The organism is Bradyrhizobium sp. ma5 (genome assembly GCF_042258955.1).
In the GTDB taxonomy this organism is placed as follows: domain Bacteria; phylum Pseudomonadota; class Alphaproteobacteria; order Rhizobiales; family Xanthobacteraceae; genus Bradyrhizobium.
In genome coordinates, this window is record NZ_CP170156.1 from 7,827,541 (window position 1) to 7,842,106 (window position 14,566).

The 14,566-nt window shown below is 64.6% G+C and carries 14 protein-coding genes; 4 read left to right on the forward strand and 10 right to left on the reverse strand.

Annotated features, from left to right (window positions below; translation table 11 throughout):
• Positions 1-17 precede the first annotated feature (17 nt).
• A complete protein-coding gene (locus ACE103_RS36895; RefSeq protein ID WP_223967041.1) occupies positions 18-929 on the reverse strand; it encodes a LysR family transcriptional regulator in 912 nt (303 codons plus the stop codon).
• Positions 930-1,072: 143 nt separating this feature from the next.
• On the opposite strand from ACE103_RS36895, the gene ACE103_RS36900 reads away from it, so the two are divergent.
• From ACE103_RS36900 to ACE103_RS36910, 3 genes are all read left to right on the forward strand, one after another.
• Complete coding sequence (locus ACE103_RS36900) at positions 1,073-2,221, forward strand: HlyD family secretion protein (protein ID WP_375777011.1); 1,149 nt, start codon at positions 1,073-1,075, stop codon at positions 2,219-2,221.
• Between the two features lie 484 nt (positions 2,222-2,705).
• Complete coding sequence (locus ACE103_RS36905) at positions 2,706-4,325, forward strand: MDR family MFS transporter (protein ID WP_375777012.1); 1,620 nt, start codon at positions 2,706-2,708, stop codon at positions 4,323-4,325.
• Between the two features lie 36 nt (positions 4,326-4,361).
• The gene (locus tag ACE103_RS36910) at positions 4,362-4,820 is read left to right on the forward strand and encodes a carboxymuconolactone decarboxylase family protein (RefSeq protein ID WP_194458547.1); all 459 of its coding nucleotides are present in this window, start codon (positions 4,362-4,364) and stop codon (positions 4,818-4,820) included.
• Positions 4,821-4,970: 150 nt separating this feature from the next.
• Here the strand turns inward: ACE103_RS36910 and ACE103_RS36915 are convergent, their stop codons facing one another.
• From ACE103_RS36915 to ACE103_RS36945, 7 genes are all read right to left on the reverse strand, one after another.
• A complete protein-coding gene (locus tag ACE103_RS36915) occupies positions 4,971-5,831 on the reverse strand; it encodes a D-amino-acid transaminase (RefSeq protein ID WP_223967037.1) in 861 nt (286 codons plus the stop codon).
• Positions 5,832-6,062: 231 nt separating this feature from the next.
• Positions 6,063-6,794, reverse strand: a complete 732-nt coding sequence (locus ACE103_RS36920; RefSeq protein WP_223967036.1) for an amino acid ABC transporter ATP-binding protein — start codon at positions 6,792-6,794, stop codon at positions 6,063-6,065.
• 18 nt (positions 6,795-6,812) lie between these two features.
• The gene (locus tag ACE103_RS36925) at positions 6,813-7,505 is read right to left on the reverse strand and encodes an amino acid ABC transporter permease (RefSeq protein WP_375777013.1); all 693 of its coding nucleotides are present in this window, start codon (positions 7,503-7,505) and stop codon (positions 6,813-6,815) included.
• A gap of 2 nt (positions 7,506-7,507) precedes the next feature.
• Positions 7,508-8,239 carry an amino acid ABC transporter permease gene (locus ACE103_RS36930; protein ID WP_223967032.1) on the reverse strand — a complete coding sequence of 244 codons (732 nt, stop codon included), beginning with the start codon at positions 8,237-8,239 and terminating at the stop codon, positions 7,508-7,510.
• Between the two features lie 151 nt (positions 8,240-8,390).
• Entirely contained in the window at positions 8,391-9,308 is a 918-nt protein-coding gene (locus tag ACE103_RS36935) for an amino acid ABC transporter substrate-binding protein (RefSeq protein ID WP_375777014.1), read from the reverse strand.
• A gap of 28 nt (positions 9,309-9,336) precedes the next feature.
• Positions 9,337-10,200 carry an alpha/beta fold hydrolase gene (locus tag ACE103_RS36940; RefSeq protein WP_375777015.1) on the reverse strand — a complete coding sequence of 288 codons (864 nt, stop codon included), beginning with the start codon at positions 10,198-10,200 and terminating at the stop codon, positions 9,337-9,339.
• Positions 10,197-10,613, reverse strand: a complete 417-nt coding sequence (locus ACE103_RS36945; protein ID WP_375777016.1) for a hypothetical protein — start codon at positions 10,611-10,613, stop codon at positions 10,197-10,199. Before ACE103_RS36945 ends, ACE103_RS36940 begins: the two co-directional genes overlap by 4 nt.
• A gap of 184 nt (positions 10,614-10,797) precedes the next feature.
• On the opposite strand from ACE103_RS36945, the gene ACE103_RS36950 reads away from it, so the two are divergent.
• Positions 10,798-11,850: a glutathione S-transferase family protein gene (locus ACE103_RS36950; protein ID WP_375777017.1), complete on the forward strand. Its 1,053-nt coding sequence runs from the start codon at positions 10,798-10,800 to the stop codon at positions 11,848-11,850.
• Positions 11,851-12,112: 262 nt separating this feature from the next.
• Here ACE103_RS36950 and ACE103_RS36955 read toward each other — a convergent pair whose 3' ends face one another.
• Both ACE103_RS36955 and ACE103_RS36960 read right to left on the reverse strand, forming a co-directional pair.
• Entirely contained in the window at positions 12,113-12,958 is an 846-nt protein-coding gene (locus ACE103_RS36955) for an IclR family transcriptional regulator (protein ID WP_375777018.1), read from the reverse strand.
• A 247-nt stretch (positions 12,959-13,205) separates the two neighbouring features.
• Complete coding sequence (locus ACE103_RS36960) at positions 13,206-14,495, reverse strand: MFS transporter (RefSeq protein ID WP_375777019.1); 1,290 nt, start codon at positions 14,493-14,495, stop codon at positions 13,206-13,208.
• Positions 14,496-14,566 lie beyond the last annotated feature (71 nt).

A 14,566-nucleotide genomic window follows, 5' to 3' on the forward strand; every position in this document is an offset into this window, starting at 1 on the left:
CCACCCTGCGCGCTGCCTCACGAATACGGATTGATCAGCTTCTGCTGCTCGGTGGCGTGATGCACCAGGAGATCGATGAAGACGCGCACCTTCGCCGAGAGGTGATGGCGGTGCGGGTAGATCGCGTTCATCGTCAGCTCGACCGGCCGGTATTCGGGCAGTAGCCGAACCAGCTTCCCCGCTTCGAGTTCATCCCGGACCAGGAAGCCCGCCGCGAGGAACACGCCGACGCCGGCGAGCGCCGCGAGCTTCAGCGTCTCGCCGCTGTTGGAGACGAGATTGCCCGTCACCTTCACCGCTGCCGGCGCGCCCTTGCGGTCGACGAAATGCCACTCGTCGCCGAACGGGTAGTTGATATGGCGAACGCAGTTGCGGGTCGCGAGGTCGGCGAGCAGCTCCGGCTTGCCGTGCGCCTCGACGTAATCATGCGAACAGCACAACACGTGCCGCCAGGTGGCGATGCGGCGCACGATCAGCGCGGAATCGCGCGGCGGGATCATCTGCACGGCGAGATCGAAATTTTCGTCGAGCAGGTCGGCCGAGCGTTCGCCGATCATCAGGTCGACCTTGACCTCGGGATAGGCGGCGAGGAACCCGGTCACCGTCGACGACAGGAACTGGACCAGATGGGTGTTGGTGAAGATGCGCAGCGTGCCGCGCGGCACCGATTGCTGCGCGCCCGCGACCTCGTCGGCCTGCTCGATGTCGGCGAGGATCTGGATGCAGCGGTCGTAATAGGCCTGGCCGACCTCGGTGAGGCTGACCTTGCGCGTGGTGCGGTTGAGCAGCCGGGCGCCGAGCCGGTCCTCCAGCGACTGGACGTGGTTGCTCACCATGGTGGTGGACATGTTGAGCTTGCGGCCGGCGGCGGAAAAGCCGCCGGAATCCACGACCCGGACGAAGGCGGTCAAACTGGTCAGGCGATCCATGTAACAAGGTCCGGATTATCAGCGCTGGCTTGATAATGCTTCCAGTTTTATCGGGATTATCACAGCGGGGAGGACATTGCATCTAAGGGCCGTATCCGGCGCCCTTTTCTGGAAGGACGCGAATGTTCGGCCAGGAGACGACCATGTCGACTACGACCTATATCCCTGAAGAATCAGCCAAAATCGGCCTCCGCCCATCGCGGCGGACGGTCAAGCGGGTGGCGCTCGGGCTCGCCGCCGTGCTCGGCGTCGCCGTGGCCAGCGACTTCGGCTACGACTACCTCACCACCGGCCGCTACCTCGAATCCACCGACGACGCCTATGTGAAGGCGGACTCCACGATCATCGCCCCGAAAGTGTCGGGCTACATCGCCCGCGTGCTGGTGACCGACAACCAGCCGGTGAAGGCCGGCCAGCTGCTGGCCGAGATCGACGACCGCGACTACCGCACCGCGCTCGGCCAGGCCAAGGCCGACGTCGACGCCGCCGATGCCTCGGTGCGCAACCTCGATGCCCAGCTCGAGCTGCAACAGCCGATCATCGACCAGAGCACCGCCGATGTCGAAGCCGCCGAAGCCAATCTGAAATTCGCCCAGGAAGAGCAGCGCCGCTACGACGGGCTGATGAAATCCGGTTCCGGCACCATTCAACGCGCGCAGCAGACTGACGCCGCGCTGCGCAGCAATACGGCGCAGCTGCAGCACGCCAAGTCGGCACTGTCGGCGGCGCAGCGCAAGGTCGATGTGCTCACCACGCAGCGCGCCCAGGCTGTCGCGCAGGCCGACCGGGCCCGCGCGGTCGAGCAGCAGGCCGAGCTGAACCTGTCCTACGCGCGGATCACCGCGCCGGTCGACGGCACGGTCGGCGCCCGCACGCTCCGCGTCGGCCAATACGTCCAGGCCGGCACCCAGCTGATGGCCGTGGTGCCGCTCGATGCGGTCTACGTGGTCGCCAATTTCAAGGAGACGCAGCTGACCCATGTGCGGAACGGCCAGCCGGTCGAGCTCACCGTCGACAGCTTTCACGGCACCACGCTGAAGGGCCATGTCGACAGCCTGTCGCCGGCCAGCGGCCTCGAATTCGCACTGCTGCCGCCCGACAACGCCACCGGCAACTTCACCAAGATCGTGCAGCGCGTGCCGGTGAAGATCGTGCTCGACGACCACAGCCTCACCGGTCTCTTGCGGCCGGGCATGTCGGCGATCCCGACCGTCAACACCAAGGCGACCGTGCTGGCCGAGCGGGAAGAGAAGCGGCGGCTGGCCTCGGCGACGCGGGCGAGCGGCGGCTAGCGTTCAACGACCAACGTCCTGCTACGCGCGATCGATCACCCACTCGGTGGTCGATCGCGTTTTGCTGCGCCTCCCTGCTACGCCACTCCTTCGTGCCGCGATCACCGGCGGAAGGGCTCCCTCCCCCCTTGTGGGGGAGGGTTGGGGAGAGGGGTGCCGCTTGCGTTGACGCTTGTTGGTTTGCGATGACGCCGCTGCCGCCGGCCACGGGTACGGCACAATTGAAGCAGCTCTCGCGAATTTCTGTCGTCAGCGCCCGGGGCCACCCCTCTGCCCACCCTCTCCCACAAGGGGAGAGGGAGCCTGAGAGGCGTGCTCACCTCACCAGTCGACACCGCAGACCAAGCGCAATGACGAGCCACTGGCCGCAGTTGCCGCCATCGTCCCGATTATCAATTGCCGCCGGACAATCCTTTCAGTCTTTCCCGGATTATCGAAACGGGCCGCCTAATCCATGTTCTGCGGGCAAGCAAGGACGATCCCGATGACCACGCTCCAGCCCACCGCCAATGCAGCCGACGCTGCGAACCTCCCCGCCCCGGCAGCCCCCGCAACGCCCGCGATCCCGACCAAAACCTGGATCGCGGTGGTCGGCGCCACGCTCGGCGCGTTCATGGCGGTACTCAACATCCAGATCGTCAATGCCTCGCTTGCCGACATTCAAGGCGGCATCGGCGCCGGCATCGATGACGGCGGCTGGATCTCGACCTCCTATTTGATCGCCGAGATCGTGGTGATCCCGCTCTCCGGGTGGCTCGCGCAGGTGTTCTCGGTGCGCATCTATCTGCTCACCAATGCGTTCCTGTTCCTGGTGTTCTCGGGCGCCTGCGCGCTGGCGCAGGACCTGCCGCAGATGATCGCGCTGCGCGCCGTGCAGGGCTTCACCGGCGGCGTGCTGATCCCGATGGCATTCACGCTGATCATCACGCTGCTGCCGAAGGCGAAGCAGCCGATCGGGCTGGCGCTGTTCGCGCTGTCGGCGACCTTCGCGCCGGCGATCGGCCCGACCATCGGCGGCTATCTGACCGAGAACTGGGGCTGGCAGTACATCTTCTATGTCAATCTGGTGCCTGGTGCCGTGATGATCGCGATGCTGTACGTCTCGCTCGATCCGAGCCCGATGAAGCTGTCCCTGATCCGCCAGGGCGACTGGCTCGGCATCATCACCATGGCGATCGGCCTCGCCGCGCTGCAGACCGTGCTGGAAGAGGGCAACAAGGACGACTGGTTCGGCTCGCCCTTCATCGTCCGCCTGTCGGTGATCGCAGCCGTCGCGCTGGTCGCCTTCCTCATCGTCGAGTTCACCGTCGAGAAGCCGCTGCTCAATCTGCGCCTGCTCGCCCGCCGCAATTTCGGCTTCGGCATGCTGGCCAACTTCCTGCTCGGCATCGCACTGTACGGCTCGGTGTTCATCCTGCCGCAATACCTGTCGCGCATTCAGGGTTACAACGCCGAGCAGATCGGCATGGTGCTGGCATGGACCGGCCTGCCGCAGCTCGTGCTGATCCCGCTGGTGCCGCGGCTGATGCAGCGCTTCGACCCGCGCATCGTCATCGGCGTCGGATTTGCGCTGTTCGCCGGCTCCAACTTCATGAACATCTACATGACCAACGACTATGCGGCCGATCAGCTGCTCTGGCCGAACGTCGTCCGTGCCGTCGGTCAGGCGCTGGCATTCGCGCCGCTGTCGGCGGTTGCGACGGCCGGAATTGAGGCGGAGAATGCCGGATCGGCGTCGGCGCTGTTCAACATGATGCGCAACCTCGGCGGCGCCATCGGCATTGCCGCACTGCAGACATTGCTGACCAAGCGCGAGCAGTATCACTCCAACGTGCTGATGCAGTCGGTCTCGATGCTGGAACAGGCAACCCGAACGCGGATTGAGGGATTGACCCAGTATTTCCTGAACCACGGCGTTGCCGATCCGGCCGCCGCCGCCCACCGCGCAATCGCTGCGATCGGCAACGTCGTGCAGAAGCAGGCCTACATCCTCGCCTTCAGCGACACCTTCTATCTGCTCGGCGTGGCGCTGATCGTCGCACTGGTGGCGGCGCTGTTCCTGAAGAAGCCGGGCCAGCTCGCTGGCGGCGGCGGTGCGCACTAGCTCTTTTTGCTGAACCCATAACCAAGGAGAATGACCATGAAACCCCGCATGAACTTCTACCAGGCCGCCCCCGAGACAATCAAAGCGCTGGTTGCGGTCGAAGGCCAGATCACGGCGAGCGGCCTCGAGCAGTCGCTAATCGAGCTGGTCAAGACCCGCGCCTCGCAGATCAACGGCTGCGCCTACTGCATCAACATGCACACCGAGGACGCCCGCAAGCATGGCGAGACCGAGCAGCGGCTCTATCTGCTCAACGCCTGGCGCGAGTCGCCGCTCTACAGCGAGCGCGAGCGCGCGGCGCTGGCCTGGACCGAAGCGCTGACGCTGGTTGCAGAGACCCATGCGCCCGACGCCGACTACGAGGCGGTGCGCGCGCAGTTCACCGACAGCGAGCTCGTCAACCTGACCACGCTGATCGGCGCCATCAACGCCTGGAACCGGATCGCGATCGGCTTCCGCGCGGTGCATCCGGTGAAGGTGAAGGTCGCAGCGTGAGGGCGATACTGTCCGCCATACACTCCACTGTCATGCCCCGCTTCATGCGGGGCATCCAGTACGCCGCGGCCCCTCGGCTCAAGCGCCGCGGTCTCTGGAATACTGGATCGCCCGGTCGAGCCGGGCGATGACAGCGCGAATGGGGATAGTTCAAACCGCCGTCGCGCGGGCGAACTCGACATAGATCTCGCGCAGGCGGTCGGTGATCGGGCCGACCTTGCCGCTGCCGACCTGCTTGCCGTCGATCGCGACCACGCCCTGCACGAACACCGAGGCGCTGGTGATGAAGGCTTCCTTGGCGGCAAGCGCTTCCTCAACCGTGAAGGCGCGCTCCTCGATGCGCAGCTGACGCTCCTCGGCGAGCTTGACCACCGCCTTGCGGGTGCAGCCGGGCAGGATTTCGTTGCCGTTCTGCCGGGTCACGATGACATCGTCCTGGGTGACGATGAAGGACGAGGACGAGCCGCCCTCGGTGACCTTGCCGTCCTCGATCATCCAGGCTTCGCCGGCGCCGGCCGCGGCGGCGGCCTGCTTGGCCAGCACCTGCGCGAGCAGCGCCACGCTCTTGATGTCGCGCCGCTCCCAGCGGATGTCAGGCACCGTGATGACATTGATGCCGGTCTTGGCCGACGGCGCGTTGATGATGTCCTTTTCCGAGGTGAACATCACAAGGGTCGGCTTGACGTCGGCCTTCGGGAAGGCGAAGTCGCGCCCCTTGTCGGCGCCGCGGGTGACCTCGAGATAGACCATGCCGTTGACGAGGTCGTTGCGCTTGACCAGTTCCTTCTGGATCTCCTCGATCCGCTCCAGCGTCTCGGGGAGCGCAAGCTGGATCTCGCCGACCGAGCGCTTCAGCCGCGCCAGATGCGAGGCGTTGTCGATCAGCTTGCCCTCGAGCACCGCCGCCACCTCGTAGATGCCGTCGGCGAACAGGAATCCGCGGTCGAACACCGAGACCTTGGCCTCCGAATGCGGCACGAACGAGCCGTTGACGTAAGCGATCTTTTCCACGCGAGTTCTCCTGCGGACGGGCGCGATTTGCCCCTTCCTATACGCAAATTGTTAACGCGGATAAAGCCTCCCGCCGGGCGCCCGCGAACTGCGCAAATCTACCACCGTCACCCTGAGGAGCGCGCCCTTGCGCGCGTCTCGAAGGGTCGACGGCCGGGCCGGTGGCCGTGCATCCTTAGAGACGCGCTCCGCGCTCCTCAGGATGACGGGTTTGGCACGACGCGCAGCGCCTCAGTGCTGCAATATCTTCGACAGGAACTTCTGCGCGCGGTCGCTGCGCGGCGTGCCGAAGAAATCGGCCTTCTTGGCGTCCTCGACGATCTCGCCGCGGTCCATGAAGATGACGCGGTCGGCGACCTTGTTGGCAAAGCCCATCTCGTGGGTCACCACCATCATGGTCATGCCCTCGCGGGCGAGGTCGACCATGACGTCAAGCACCTCGCTGATCATCTCCGGGTCGAGCGCCGAGGTCGGCTCGTCGAACAGCATCGCGATCGGGTCCATCGCCAACGCGCGGGCGATCGCGACGCGCTGCTGCTGACCGCCGGACAATTCGGCGGGAAACTTCTTGGCATGATCCGTCAGCCCGACGCGCTCCAGGAGCTTCATGCCCTTGGCGGTGGCATCGTCATGCTTGCGCCCCAGCACCTTCTCCTGCGCGAGGCGGAGATTGTCGATGATGCGCAGATGCGGGAACAGCTCGAAGTGCTGGAACACCATGCCGACGCGGGAGCGCAACTTGGGCAGGTTGGTCTTCGGATCGTTGACCTTGATGCCGTCGAGCGTGATGTCGCCGTCCTGAATCGGCTCCAGCGCGTTGACGCATTTGATCAGGGTCGACTTGCCCGAGCCGGACGGGCCGCAGACCACGACCACCTCGCCCTTGGCGACGCTGGTGGTGCAGTCCTTCAGCACCTGGAAAGTCGGCCCGTACCATTTATTGACGTGATTGATCTCGATCATGATGGCTCAGCTTGTTGTTCAGCGAACAATGGCGATCCGCGACTGCAGGCGACGGACGCCGAAAGACGCGACACAGGAAATGACGAAGTAGACCAGCGCGGCAAACAGGTACATTTCAACCAGACGGCCGTCGCGCTGTGCGACCTTGCTGGCGGCGCCGAGGAAATCCGGGATCGACAGCACGTAGACCAGCGAAGTGTCCTGGAACAGCACGATGGTCTGCGTCAGCAGTACCGGCAGCATGTTACGGAACGCCTGCGGCAGCACGATGTAGCGCATCGACTGCGCGTAGGTCAGGCCGAGCGCGCTGGCCGCGGCCGGCTGGCCCTTCGAGATCGACTGGATGCCGGCGCGCATGATCTCGGAGAAATACGCCGCCTCGAATGCGACGAAGGTGATCAGCGAGGAGGCGAAGGCGCCGACCGAGATCGGCCGCGACGCGCCGGTCAGCCACTGCCCGATGTAAGGCACCAGGAAGTAGAACCAGAAGATCACCAGCACCAGCGGCAGCGAGCGGATGAAGTCGACATAGAAGCCCGCGATGCGCCCGAGCACCTTGTGGCTGGACAATCGCATCAGGGCGATCAGGGTGCCGAACACGAGGCCGCCGAATGCCGCGAGCGCCGTCAAGGTCAGCGTGAAGCGCATACCCTCGAAGAACAGATAAGGCAGCGAGCGGCGGATGACGTCGAAATCGAGATTGCCGAGCATCGTTATTTGCCCGTGATGTAGCCGGGGATCGCGACATAGCGCTCGAGGAAGCGCATCGCGGTGACCACGACGAAATTGAGAAGAAGATAGAGCACGGTTGCCGCGGTGAACGCCTCGAACACCTGGAACGAGAATTCCTGCATCGAACGCGCCTGGCCGGTCAGTTCGATCAGGCCGATGGTGATCGCGACCGCGCTGTTCTTGATGGTGTTGAGGAATTCGGAGGTCAGCGGCGGCAGGATGATGCGGAACGCCATCGGCAGCAGCACATAGCGATAGGTCTGCACCGTGGTGAGGCCGAGCGCGGTCGAAGCCTGCTTCTGGCCACGCGGCAGCGAGCCGATGCCGGCCTGCAATTGCACGGCGACGCGCGCCGACATGAAGAGGCCGACGCCGACCGCGGCGGTCCAGAACGGCGCGTTCGGCAATTGCTTCAGCCACAGCCCGGCGGATTTCGGCAGCAGCTCGGGCAGCACGAAGAACCACAGGAAGAGCTGCACCAGCAGCGGCATGTTGCGGAAGAACTCGACCCAGCAGAAGCCGATCCACGACGCCGTCCGCGACGGCAGCGTGCGCAGCACGCCGATCACCGTGCCGGAGACCAGCGCGATGATCCAGGCGAGCACCGACACCTTGATGGTGACCACCAGTCCCGACAGCAACAGGTCGAGATAGGTGCCGGTCCCCATCGGGTTCGGCTCGAGAAAGATGTGCCAGTTCCAATTGTAGTTCACGGGTCCCCCGCGCTCTCGCGCCGATCACGCATTACGCCGACATCACGGGCGGCGTCTATGCAAATGTCCGGCCATTCTCCTCCGAAATGGCCGGACACGTTTATTTTCGGGACCCGCCGCCGACGGCGACGGGTCATGCGCAACACTGCGATCAATTCACCAGATACGCATCCGGATCCGGCGAATCCGACGGCTTGGCAAACTGCTTCTTCATCTCCGGTCCAGCCGGCGAGTTGAGATTGAGGCCCTTCGGCGGGATCTTCTGGGTGAACCACTTGTCGTAGATCTTCTGGCCCTCGCCGCTGGTGTAGAGCGCTGCGGTGGCGGCGTCGACGACCTTCTTGAACGGCGCGTCATCCTTGCGCAGCATGATGCCGTACGGCTCCGGCTTGGAGAACGCGTCCTTTGAGATCACGTAGTCGTCCGGCGACTTCGAGCCGGCGACGAGGCTCGCGAGCAGGATGTCGTCCATCACGAAGGCGACCGCGCGATCGGTCTCGACCATCAGGAAGGCCTCGGCATGATCCTTGGCCGGGATGATATTGACGCTCAGCCCACGCGCGAGATTGGCTTCGGTGAGCTGCTTGATGTTGGTGGTGCCGGCGGTCGAAACCACCGTCTTGCCCTTGAGGTCGTCGATCGAGTTGATCTTGTTCGCCTTCTTGGTGACGTAGCGGCTCGCGGTCAGGAAGTGCGAGTTGGTGAAGGAGACCTGCTTCTGGCGCTCTGCATTGTTGGTGGTCGAGCCGCATTCGAGGTCGACGGTGCCATTGGCCATCAGCGGAATACGCGTCGCCGAGGTCACCGGGTTGAGCTTGACCTCGAGCTTGTCGAGCTTCAGCTCCTTCTTCACCGCATCGACGATCTTGTAGCAGATGTCCATCGCATAACCGACGGGCTTCTGGTTGTCGTCGAGATAGGAGAACGGGATCGAGGAATCGCGGTAGCCGAGCGTGATCGCGCCGGTGTCCTTGATGTTCTTCAGGGTGCCCGTCAGCTCCTCGGCCTGCGCCTGGCTCACGCCGAGCGCGGCGGCGAGCGCCAAGCCGATCAGATATTTGGATGTCATACGTCTACTCCTTCGTGGAAACGTCGATTTACTGCGTGAGAATGTCGGCGAGGACGGGTGCGATGTAGCGGCGAAACTGGTCCGGATTCTCGCTCATCGGAAAATGACCGAGCTTTTCCATGATCGTGACGCTGGCGCCCCCTATTGCCGCTGCCGTCCGCCTCGTGTCCTCAGGCGTGCAGGAGAAATCATACTCGCCCGTGAGGAGATAGAGCCTGCATACTTTAGTATCGATTGACGCGACCCGACCGCGCAGGTCGCCGTCGACACGATAGAAATAGAGGTCGCCCTTGAACACGCCAGGACCGCCCTGCTTGTAGCCCCACAGTGTTTCCATCCGCGCAGGCGCCGGGCTCTGCGGCGCAATCAGCCCCGACACCAGCGCGGCGCAGACTTCGCCGCCGTGAACGTCGGGGCGGTTGAGCCAGTCGGTGTCATACCACGGCGCCTGGAAATCGGCGGCCTCGAGCCCGATCAGCGCGCGGAACTCGGCGGCATGTTCGATCGCAAGGTTGAGCACGATGCGGCCGCCGATCGAGCAGCCCATCACGACAGGCTTCTCCAGCCGCAATGCACGGCAGAAGGCGCGGATGGTTTCGGTGTAGCGCGCTGTGGTGAGTTGGTATTCATCGCCGGCCCAGCTTTTCGGCGGATTCGACTTGCCATGCCAGGGCATATCGAAGGCAATGACGCGGAAATTTTCGGCAAATTGCGCGTCTGCGAGCAGGTGCCGCCACTGCCGCGCGTCTGATCCCGCGGTGTGCAAGCAGACCAGCGGAATGCCCTTGCCGTTCTCCTCGAAATAGATCCGGTGCAGCTCGCCGCCGATCTCGACGTGGACGTAACGGCCGACCATCGGCTCGATATGGCCGTTCATGATCGTGCCGCTCATGCTACGACCGCCGCGAAATGCTGCCGCGGCAGCGCCAGCAGGTCCTTGAAGTATTGCAGGTGCGCCATGAAGGGATGCAAATCGCCTTCCAGCACCGCCTCGCCGCCCTTGGTCAGCGCCAGCAGATCGTGCCAGCCGGGCCTCGGCTCGGCCTGCCAATAGGCGGCCCAGGCCTGCGGCGTCGCGCGATAGGCGAAGCGCCACGAGCGCATCAGGACCGGCGACGGCACCAGCTCGACGATGCGGCCGCCACGGATCGCGGCATGAAACGGCCGCGCCATCGGACCGAGCAGGCAGTCGCAATTGAGCAGCCGCCCGCGCGAGACCAAGCGAGGTGCCTGGTCGAGCAATGCGGGAATGCCGGCAAACGCCGTCGTCACAGCGTCGTCGGTGGCGTCAGGCGATAGCGTCATCTGGCGGGGAAGTTTTTCCTGCGGCGGACGGCCCATGATGACCCGAAGGGCGCGATCCCGCAAGGCGCCGATGCCTTTGGGTTCCCTGGATTATTCGCTTGACCAAACCCGGCTTGCGAGTCCATGGCGCGGCCCTCCGCGCCGTCCCCGCACGCCTTGTTCGCCGCGACCTCGGCAGCGTAGAATGCCTGCGCCCCGCGCGGCCCCGCAAGATGATCCTGGATCAGCATCCGCTTTCGCCGTTAACACAGACGAGCAGGATCTCGCTCCGCGAGAGGGACGCGCGCTTCGAGACCGCGCGCTTCGCCCAGGCCGCAACCAGGCCGAAAGAGAGCAAGTCATGACGGTCGATCAAAACGCCCTGATTCTTCACCAATACGATATCTCGCCGTACTCTGAAAAAATCCGCGGCGCGCTCGGCCTCAAGGGCCTCACCTGGTGGGCCTGCAACCAGCCGTCGATCATGCCCAAGCCGGACCTGATCGCGCTGACCGGAGGTTACCGCCGCATCCCGGTGCTGCAGATCGGCGGTGACATCTATTGTGACAGCGAGCTCATTCTGGACGAGATCGAGCGCCGCTTTCCGGCTCCGTCGATCTTTGCATGCGGCCGGGCCACCGCGGAGACCTATCGTCTATGGGCAGACGAGAAGCTGTTTCCGACCGTCGTGGGACTGCTGTTCTCCGGAGATTGGGATGTCAGCGAGGCCTTCATCGCCGACCGCTCGGCGCTGCGGGGCCGGCCGTTCGATCCCGAAGCGTTCCGCGCGGCCATCCCGAGCTTGACCGACGCGCTGCACCGGCACCTGCGGCTGCTGGAGATGCAGCTCGAGAACGGCAACGCCTTTCTGGCAGGCGAACAGCCGAGTGCGGCCGATCTTCAGGTCTTCCACAACCTCGCGTTCATGCGCTGGGGTAAGGGAGGGACGACAGCGTTGCTCGACCAGCATCCGGGCCTGCGCGCCTGGGAGGCGAGAATGCGCGCGATCGGACACGGGATACGTCATGACATCGGCAAGGACGACGCGCTCAGAGTAGCCCGCGAAGCGCCGATCTCTGCGGCGGTTGGCGGCGCGCGCGTGAGCTACCAGATCAATGACGCCAATTCGTCGCCGATCGCGGGCAGGTTGGTTGCAGAGGACGCGCAGCGGGTGTCAATCCTGCTGGAAAATCCAACTGTCGGCACCGTCGTGGTTCATCTGCCGGCGACCGGTGGTCGGCTGCATCGCCTCGATTGAACCGCTTGGTTCCTGAGAGGATGTGAAGTTTTGTCCTCATCCACTCTTGTCGTCGCCCGGCCTGTGCGCAATTGCGCACATGGACCGGGCGATCCAGTACGCCGCGGCCTATCGGCTCAAGCACGACCGTCTCTGGAATACTGGATCACCCGCATGCGCGGGTGATGACACTGAGCAAGCTGAGTAAACCAATTCCGTCATCCTGAGAGGACGCGACGTCTACCGTGCGCGAGGAGAGGCAAAGAAGAGCGCGGCAGCATTTTCACCCCGTCTTCGCCGCACGCACGTTCTTCGGCGCCTGGGCCATCGCGCGGGCCAGCACCTGGGCTTCCTTCTTCAGCATGTCGGCGAGCTCGCTTTCGCGGCGGCGGATGCGGTCGGTGGCGGCGCCGATCGAGAGCGCAGCGACCACCTCGCCGGCATCGTCGCGCACGGGAACGCCGACGCCGCCCATGCCGGGGAATGCGGCGTCGAGCAGCACGGTGTGGCCGGCCTTGCGCGCCACCGCAATCCGCTCGCGCAGGAATTTCGGCGTGATGCGCGGCGATTTCGCCAGCCGCGGCACGATCACCTCGATCACGGCCTCGATCTCGGCATCCGGCAGCCAGACCAGGAGCGCCAGCGCGCCGGCGCCGACGCCGAGCGGACGGCGGCTGCCGATCTGCAGATAGTTCGGCTGCAACGGATGGCTGCCGACCGAGCGCGCCAGATACAGCGCCTCGACCCCTGAGCGCACCGACAGCAGCGCCGTATCCGCGGAGCGCTCCGACAGCCGGAGCAGGCTCGGCTGCGCCAGTTCGGCGACGTCGACCGAACGGCGCGCGCCGACCGCCATCACCCGAGCCTCCTGGCCGAGCTCATAGGTCTTGGCGCCGGCCACCCGGCTGACGAAACCTTCCTCGATCAGCGAGTTGAGGATACGCAGCGCGGTCGCCTTGTTCAGCGAGGTGGTATCGGCGATGTCGGTCAGCCGCAGCGGCGAGCGCTGCGCCAGCACGCGCAGGATCGCGCAGACCTTCTGGATCGCGTTGAACTTGTCGGGTTGGCCCGGCTCTGGCGGCGGCCTCTTGCGGCTGGTCCGTGCGGTCGCAGTCGTGGAGGCGTTCATGCCCTAATCTTCCCTGCCTCAATTGCAAATCCTGAACCGGGCACGACGAGGGACGTGCCCGGCGGATATCATCCTAAGACGGATAACGCGCGCCGGACATCGTATACTTTCGTCAGATGAAACTTTGATTGCGACTATCTACGCTGCTTTGCAGCAACAAGGATAATTGAATTTCGCTTCACGAAATCATCAACCATTTGAGCATGATCTTTTCGAAAAACCGCTTCGCACTTTTTCGGATCATGCTCTATGCCAGCCGCAGCCGTCGGATGGTGAACAGCGACCACAGGCTGAGCAGGCAAACGCCGGTGAGGTAGTAGCCCGGTGCGAGCTCGCCGATCGGCGCGAAGCCGCCCATCCAGGTCATGATCGCCGGTCCCATGCCGCCGAACAATGTGACGCCGATATTGTAGCTGAGGCCGAGCCCGGTCGCACGCGTCGCCGCCGGAAACAGCTCCGACATCAGCGCGGCGAGCGGTCCGTAATAAAGCGACTTGAGGATTCCGAGCCACAGCACGCCGATCAGGATGATGACAGGCGTCGGCCTGCCCGTGAGCAGCAGGAAGGCCGGGAAGATCGAAACCAGCAGCAGCAACGCGAACAGGATCATGTGGGTGGTGCGCCCGACCCTGTCGGAGACGAGGCCCGCGATCGGCGCCAGCAGCGCGACCGCCGTCTGCGCGGCGAATGCGGCGATGAAGCCGACCGACGGCGCGAGGTTGAGCGTCTTCACCACATAGGTCGGCATGTAGACGATCAGATAGTTGACCGCGGTCGACACCGCGAGCGCGCCGATCGCCAGCATCGTCGCGAGCTTCTGCCGCGCGAACACTTCCCTGACCGGCGAGTCCTGCTTCCCCGCCGCCGGTGGCGGCGTCGCATCGTCGACATGGTTGCGGATGTAGATGCCAACCGGGCCGATCAGCACGCCGAACAGGAACGGCAGCCGCCAGCCCCAGGATTGCAGGTCGTCGGGGTTCATCAGCGAGGTCAAGAGCGCACCGAAGCCTGCGCCGAGCAGGCCGCTGACGCCCTGGCTCGCGAACTGCCAGCTCGCCACGAAGCCGCGCCGCTCCGGCATGTGCTCGACCAGGAACGCGGTCGAGGAGCCGAACTCGCCGCCGGCGGAAAAGCCCTGCACCAGCCGCGCCAGCATCACCGCGATCGGCGCCAGGATGCCGATGGTCTGATAGGTCGGCATCAGCGCCAGCACCAGCGTGCCGAACGTCATCAGCACGATCGACAGCATCAGCGAAGCCTTGCGGCCGTGACGGTCGGCATAGGCGCCGAGCACGATGCCACCGATCGGGCGGATCAGGAACGACAGGCCGAAGCTGCCGAAGGTCAGCAGCAGCGAGGTGGTCGGATCATTGGCCGGAAAGAACGCCTTGGAGAGATAGACCGCGAAATAGGCGTAGACCGAGATGTCGTACCATTCGAGCGCATTGCCGACCGAGGTCGCGACGATCAGGCGGGTGATGTTTTTCTTGTCGACCGCAGTCGTGTGCTGAGCGTCGGCTGGCGTTGATAAAGTCATTCCGTTTTCCTTGCTGGCGTCGGGCGCCAGTTCTCCGCTCGTCATGCCCGGCCGTAGACCTCTTCCCCGTC

Excerpts from the sequence above, each read along its gene's own strand:
- ACE103_RS36895 (WP_223967041.1), bottom strand. The coding sequence starts at position 929 with ATGGATCGCCTGACCAGTTTGACCGCCTTCGTCCGGGTCGTGGATTCC.
- ACE103_RS36900 (WP_375777011.1), top strand. The coding sequence starts at position 1,073 with ATGTCGACTACGACCTATATCCCTGAAGAATCAGCCAAAATCGGCCTC.
- ACE103_RS36905 (WP_375777012.1), top strand. The coding sequence starts at position 2,706 with ATGACCACGCTCCAGCCCACCGCCAATGCAGCCGACGCTGCGAACCTC.
- ACE103_RS36910 (WP_194458547.1), top strand. The coding sequence starts at position 4,362 with ATGAAACCCCGCATGAACTTCTACCAGGCCGCCCCCGAGACAATCAAA.
- ACE103_RS36920 (WP_223967036.1), bottom strand. The coding sequence starts at position 6,794 with ATGATCGAGATCAATCACGTCAATAAATGGTACGGGCCGACTTTCCAG.
- ACE103_RS36925 (WP_375777013.1), bottom strand. The coding sequence starts at position 7,505 with ATGCTCGGCAATCTCGATTTCGACGTCATCCGCCGCTCGCTGCCTTAT.
- ACE103_RS36935 (WP_375777014.1), bottom strand. The coding sequence starts at position 9,308 with ATGACATCCAAATATCTGATCGGCTTGGCGCTCGCCGCCGCGCTCGGC.
- ACE103_RS36940 (WP_375777015.1), bottom strand. The coding sequence starts at position 10,200 with ATGAGCGGCACGATCATGAACGGCCATATCGAGCCGATGGTCGGCCGT.
- ACE103_RS36945 (WP_375777016.1), bottom strand. The coding sequence starts at position 10,613 with ATGACGCTATCGCCTGACGCCACCGACGACGCTGTGACGACGGCGTTT.
- ACE103_RS36950 (WP_375777017.1), top strand. The coding sequence starts at position 10,798 with ATGCCTGCGCCCCGCGCGGCCCCGCAAGATGATCCTGGATCAGCATCC.
- ACE103_RS36955 (WP_375777018.1), bottom strand. The coding sequence starts at position 12,958 with ATGAACGCCTCCACGACTGCGACCGCACGGACCAGCCGCAAGAGGCCG.
- ACE103_RS36960 (WP_375777019.1), bottom strand. The coding sequence starts at position 14,495 with ATGACTTTATCAACGCCAGCCGACGCTCAGCACACGACTGCGGTCGAC.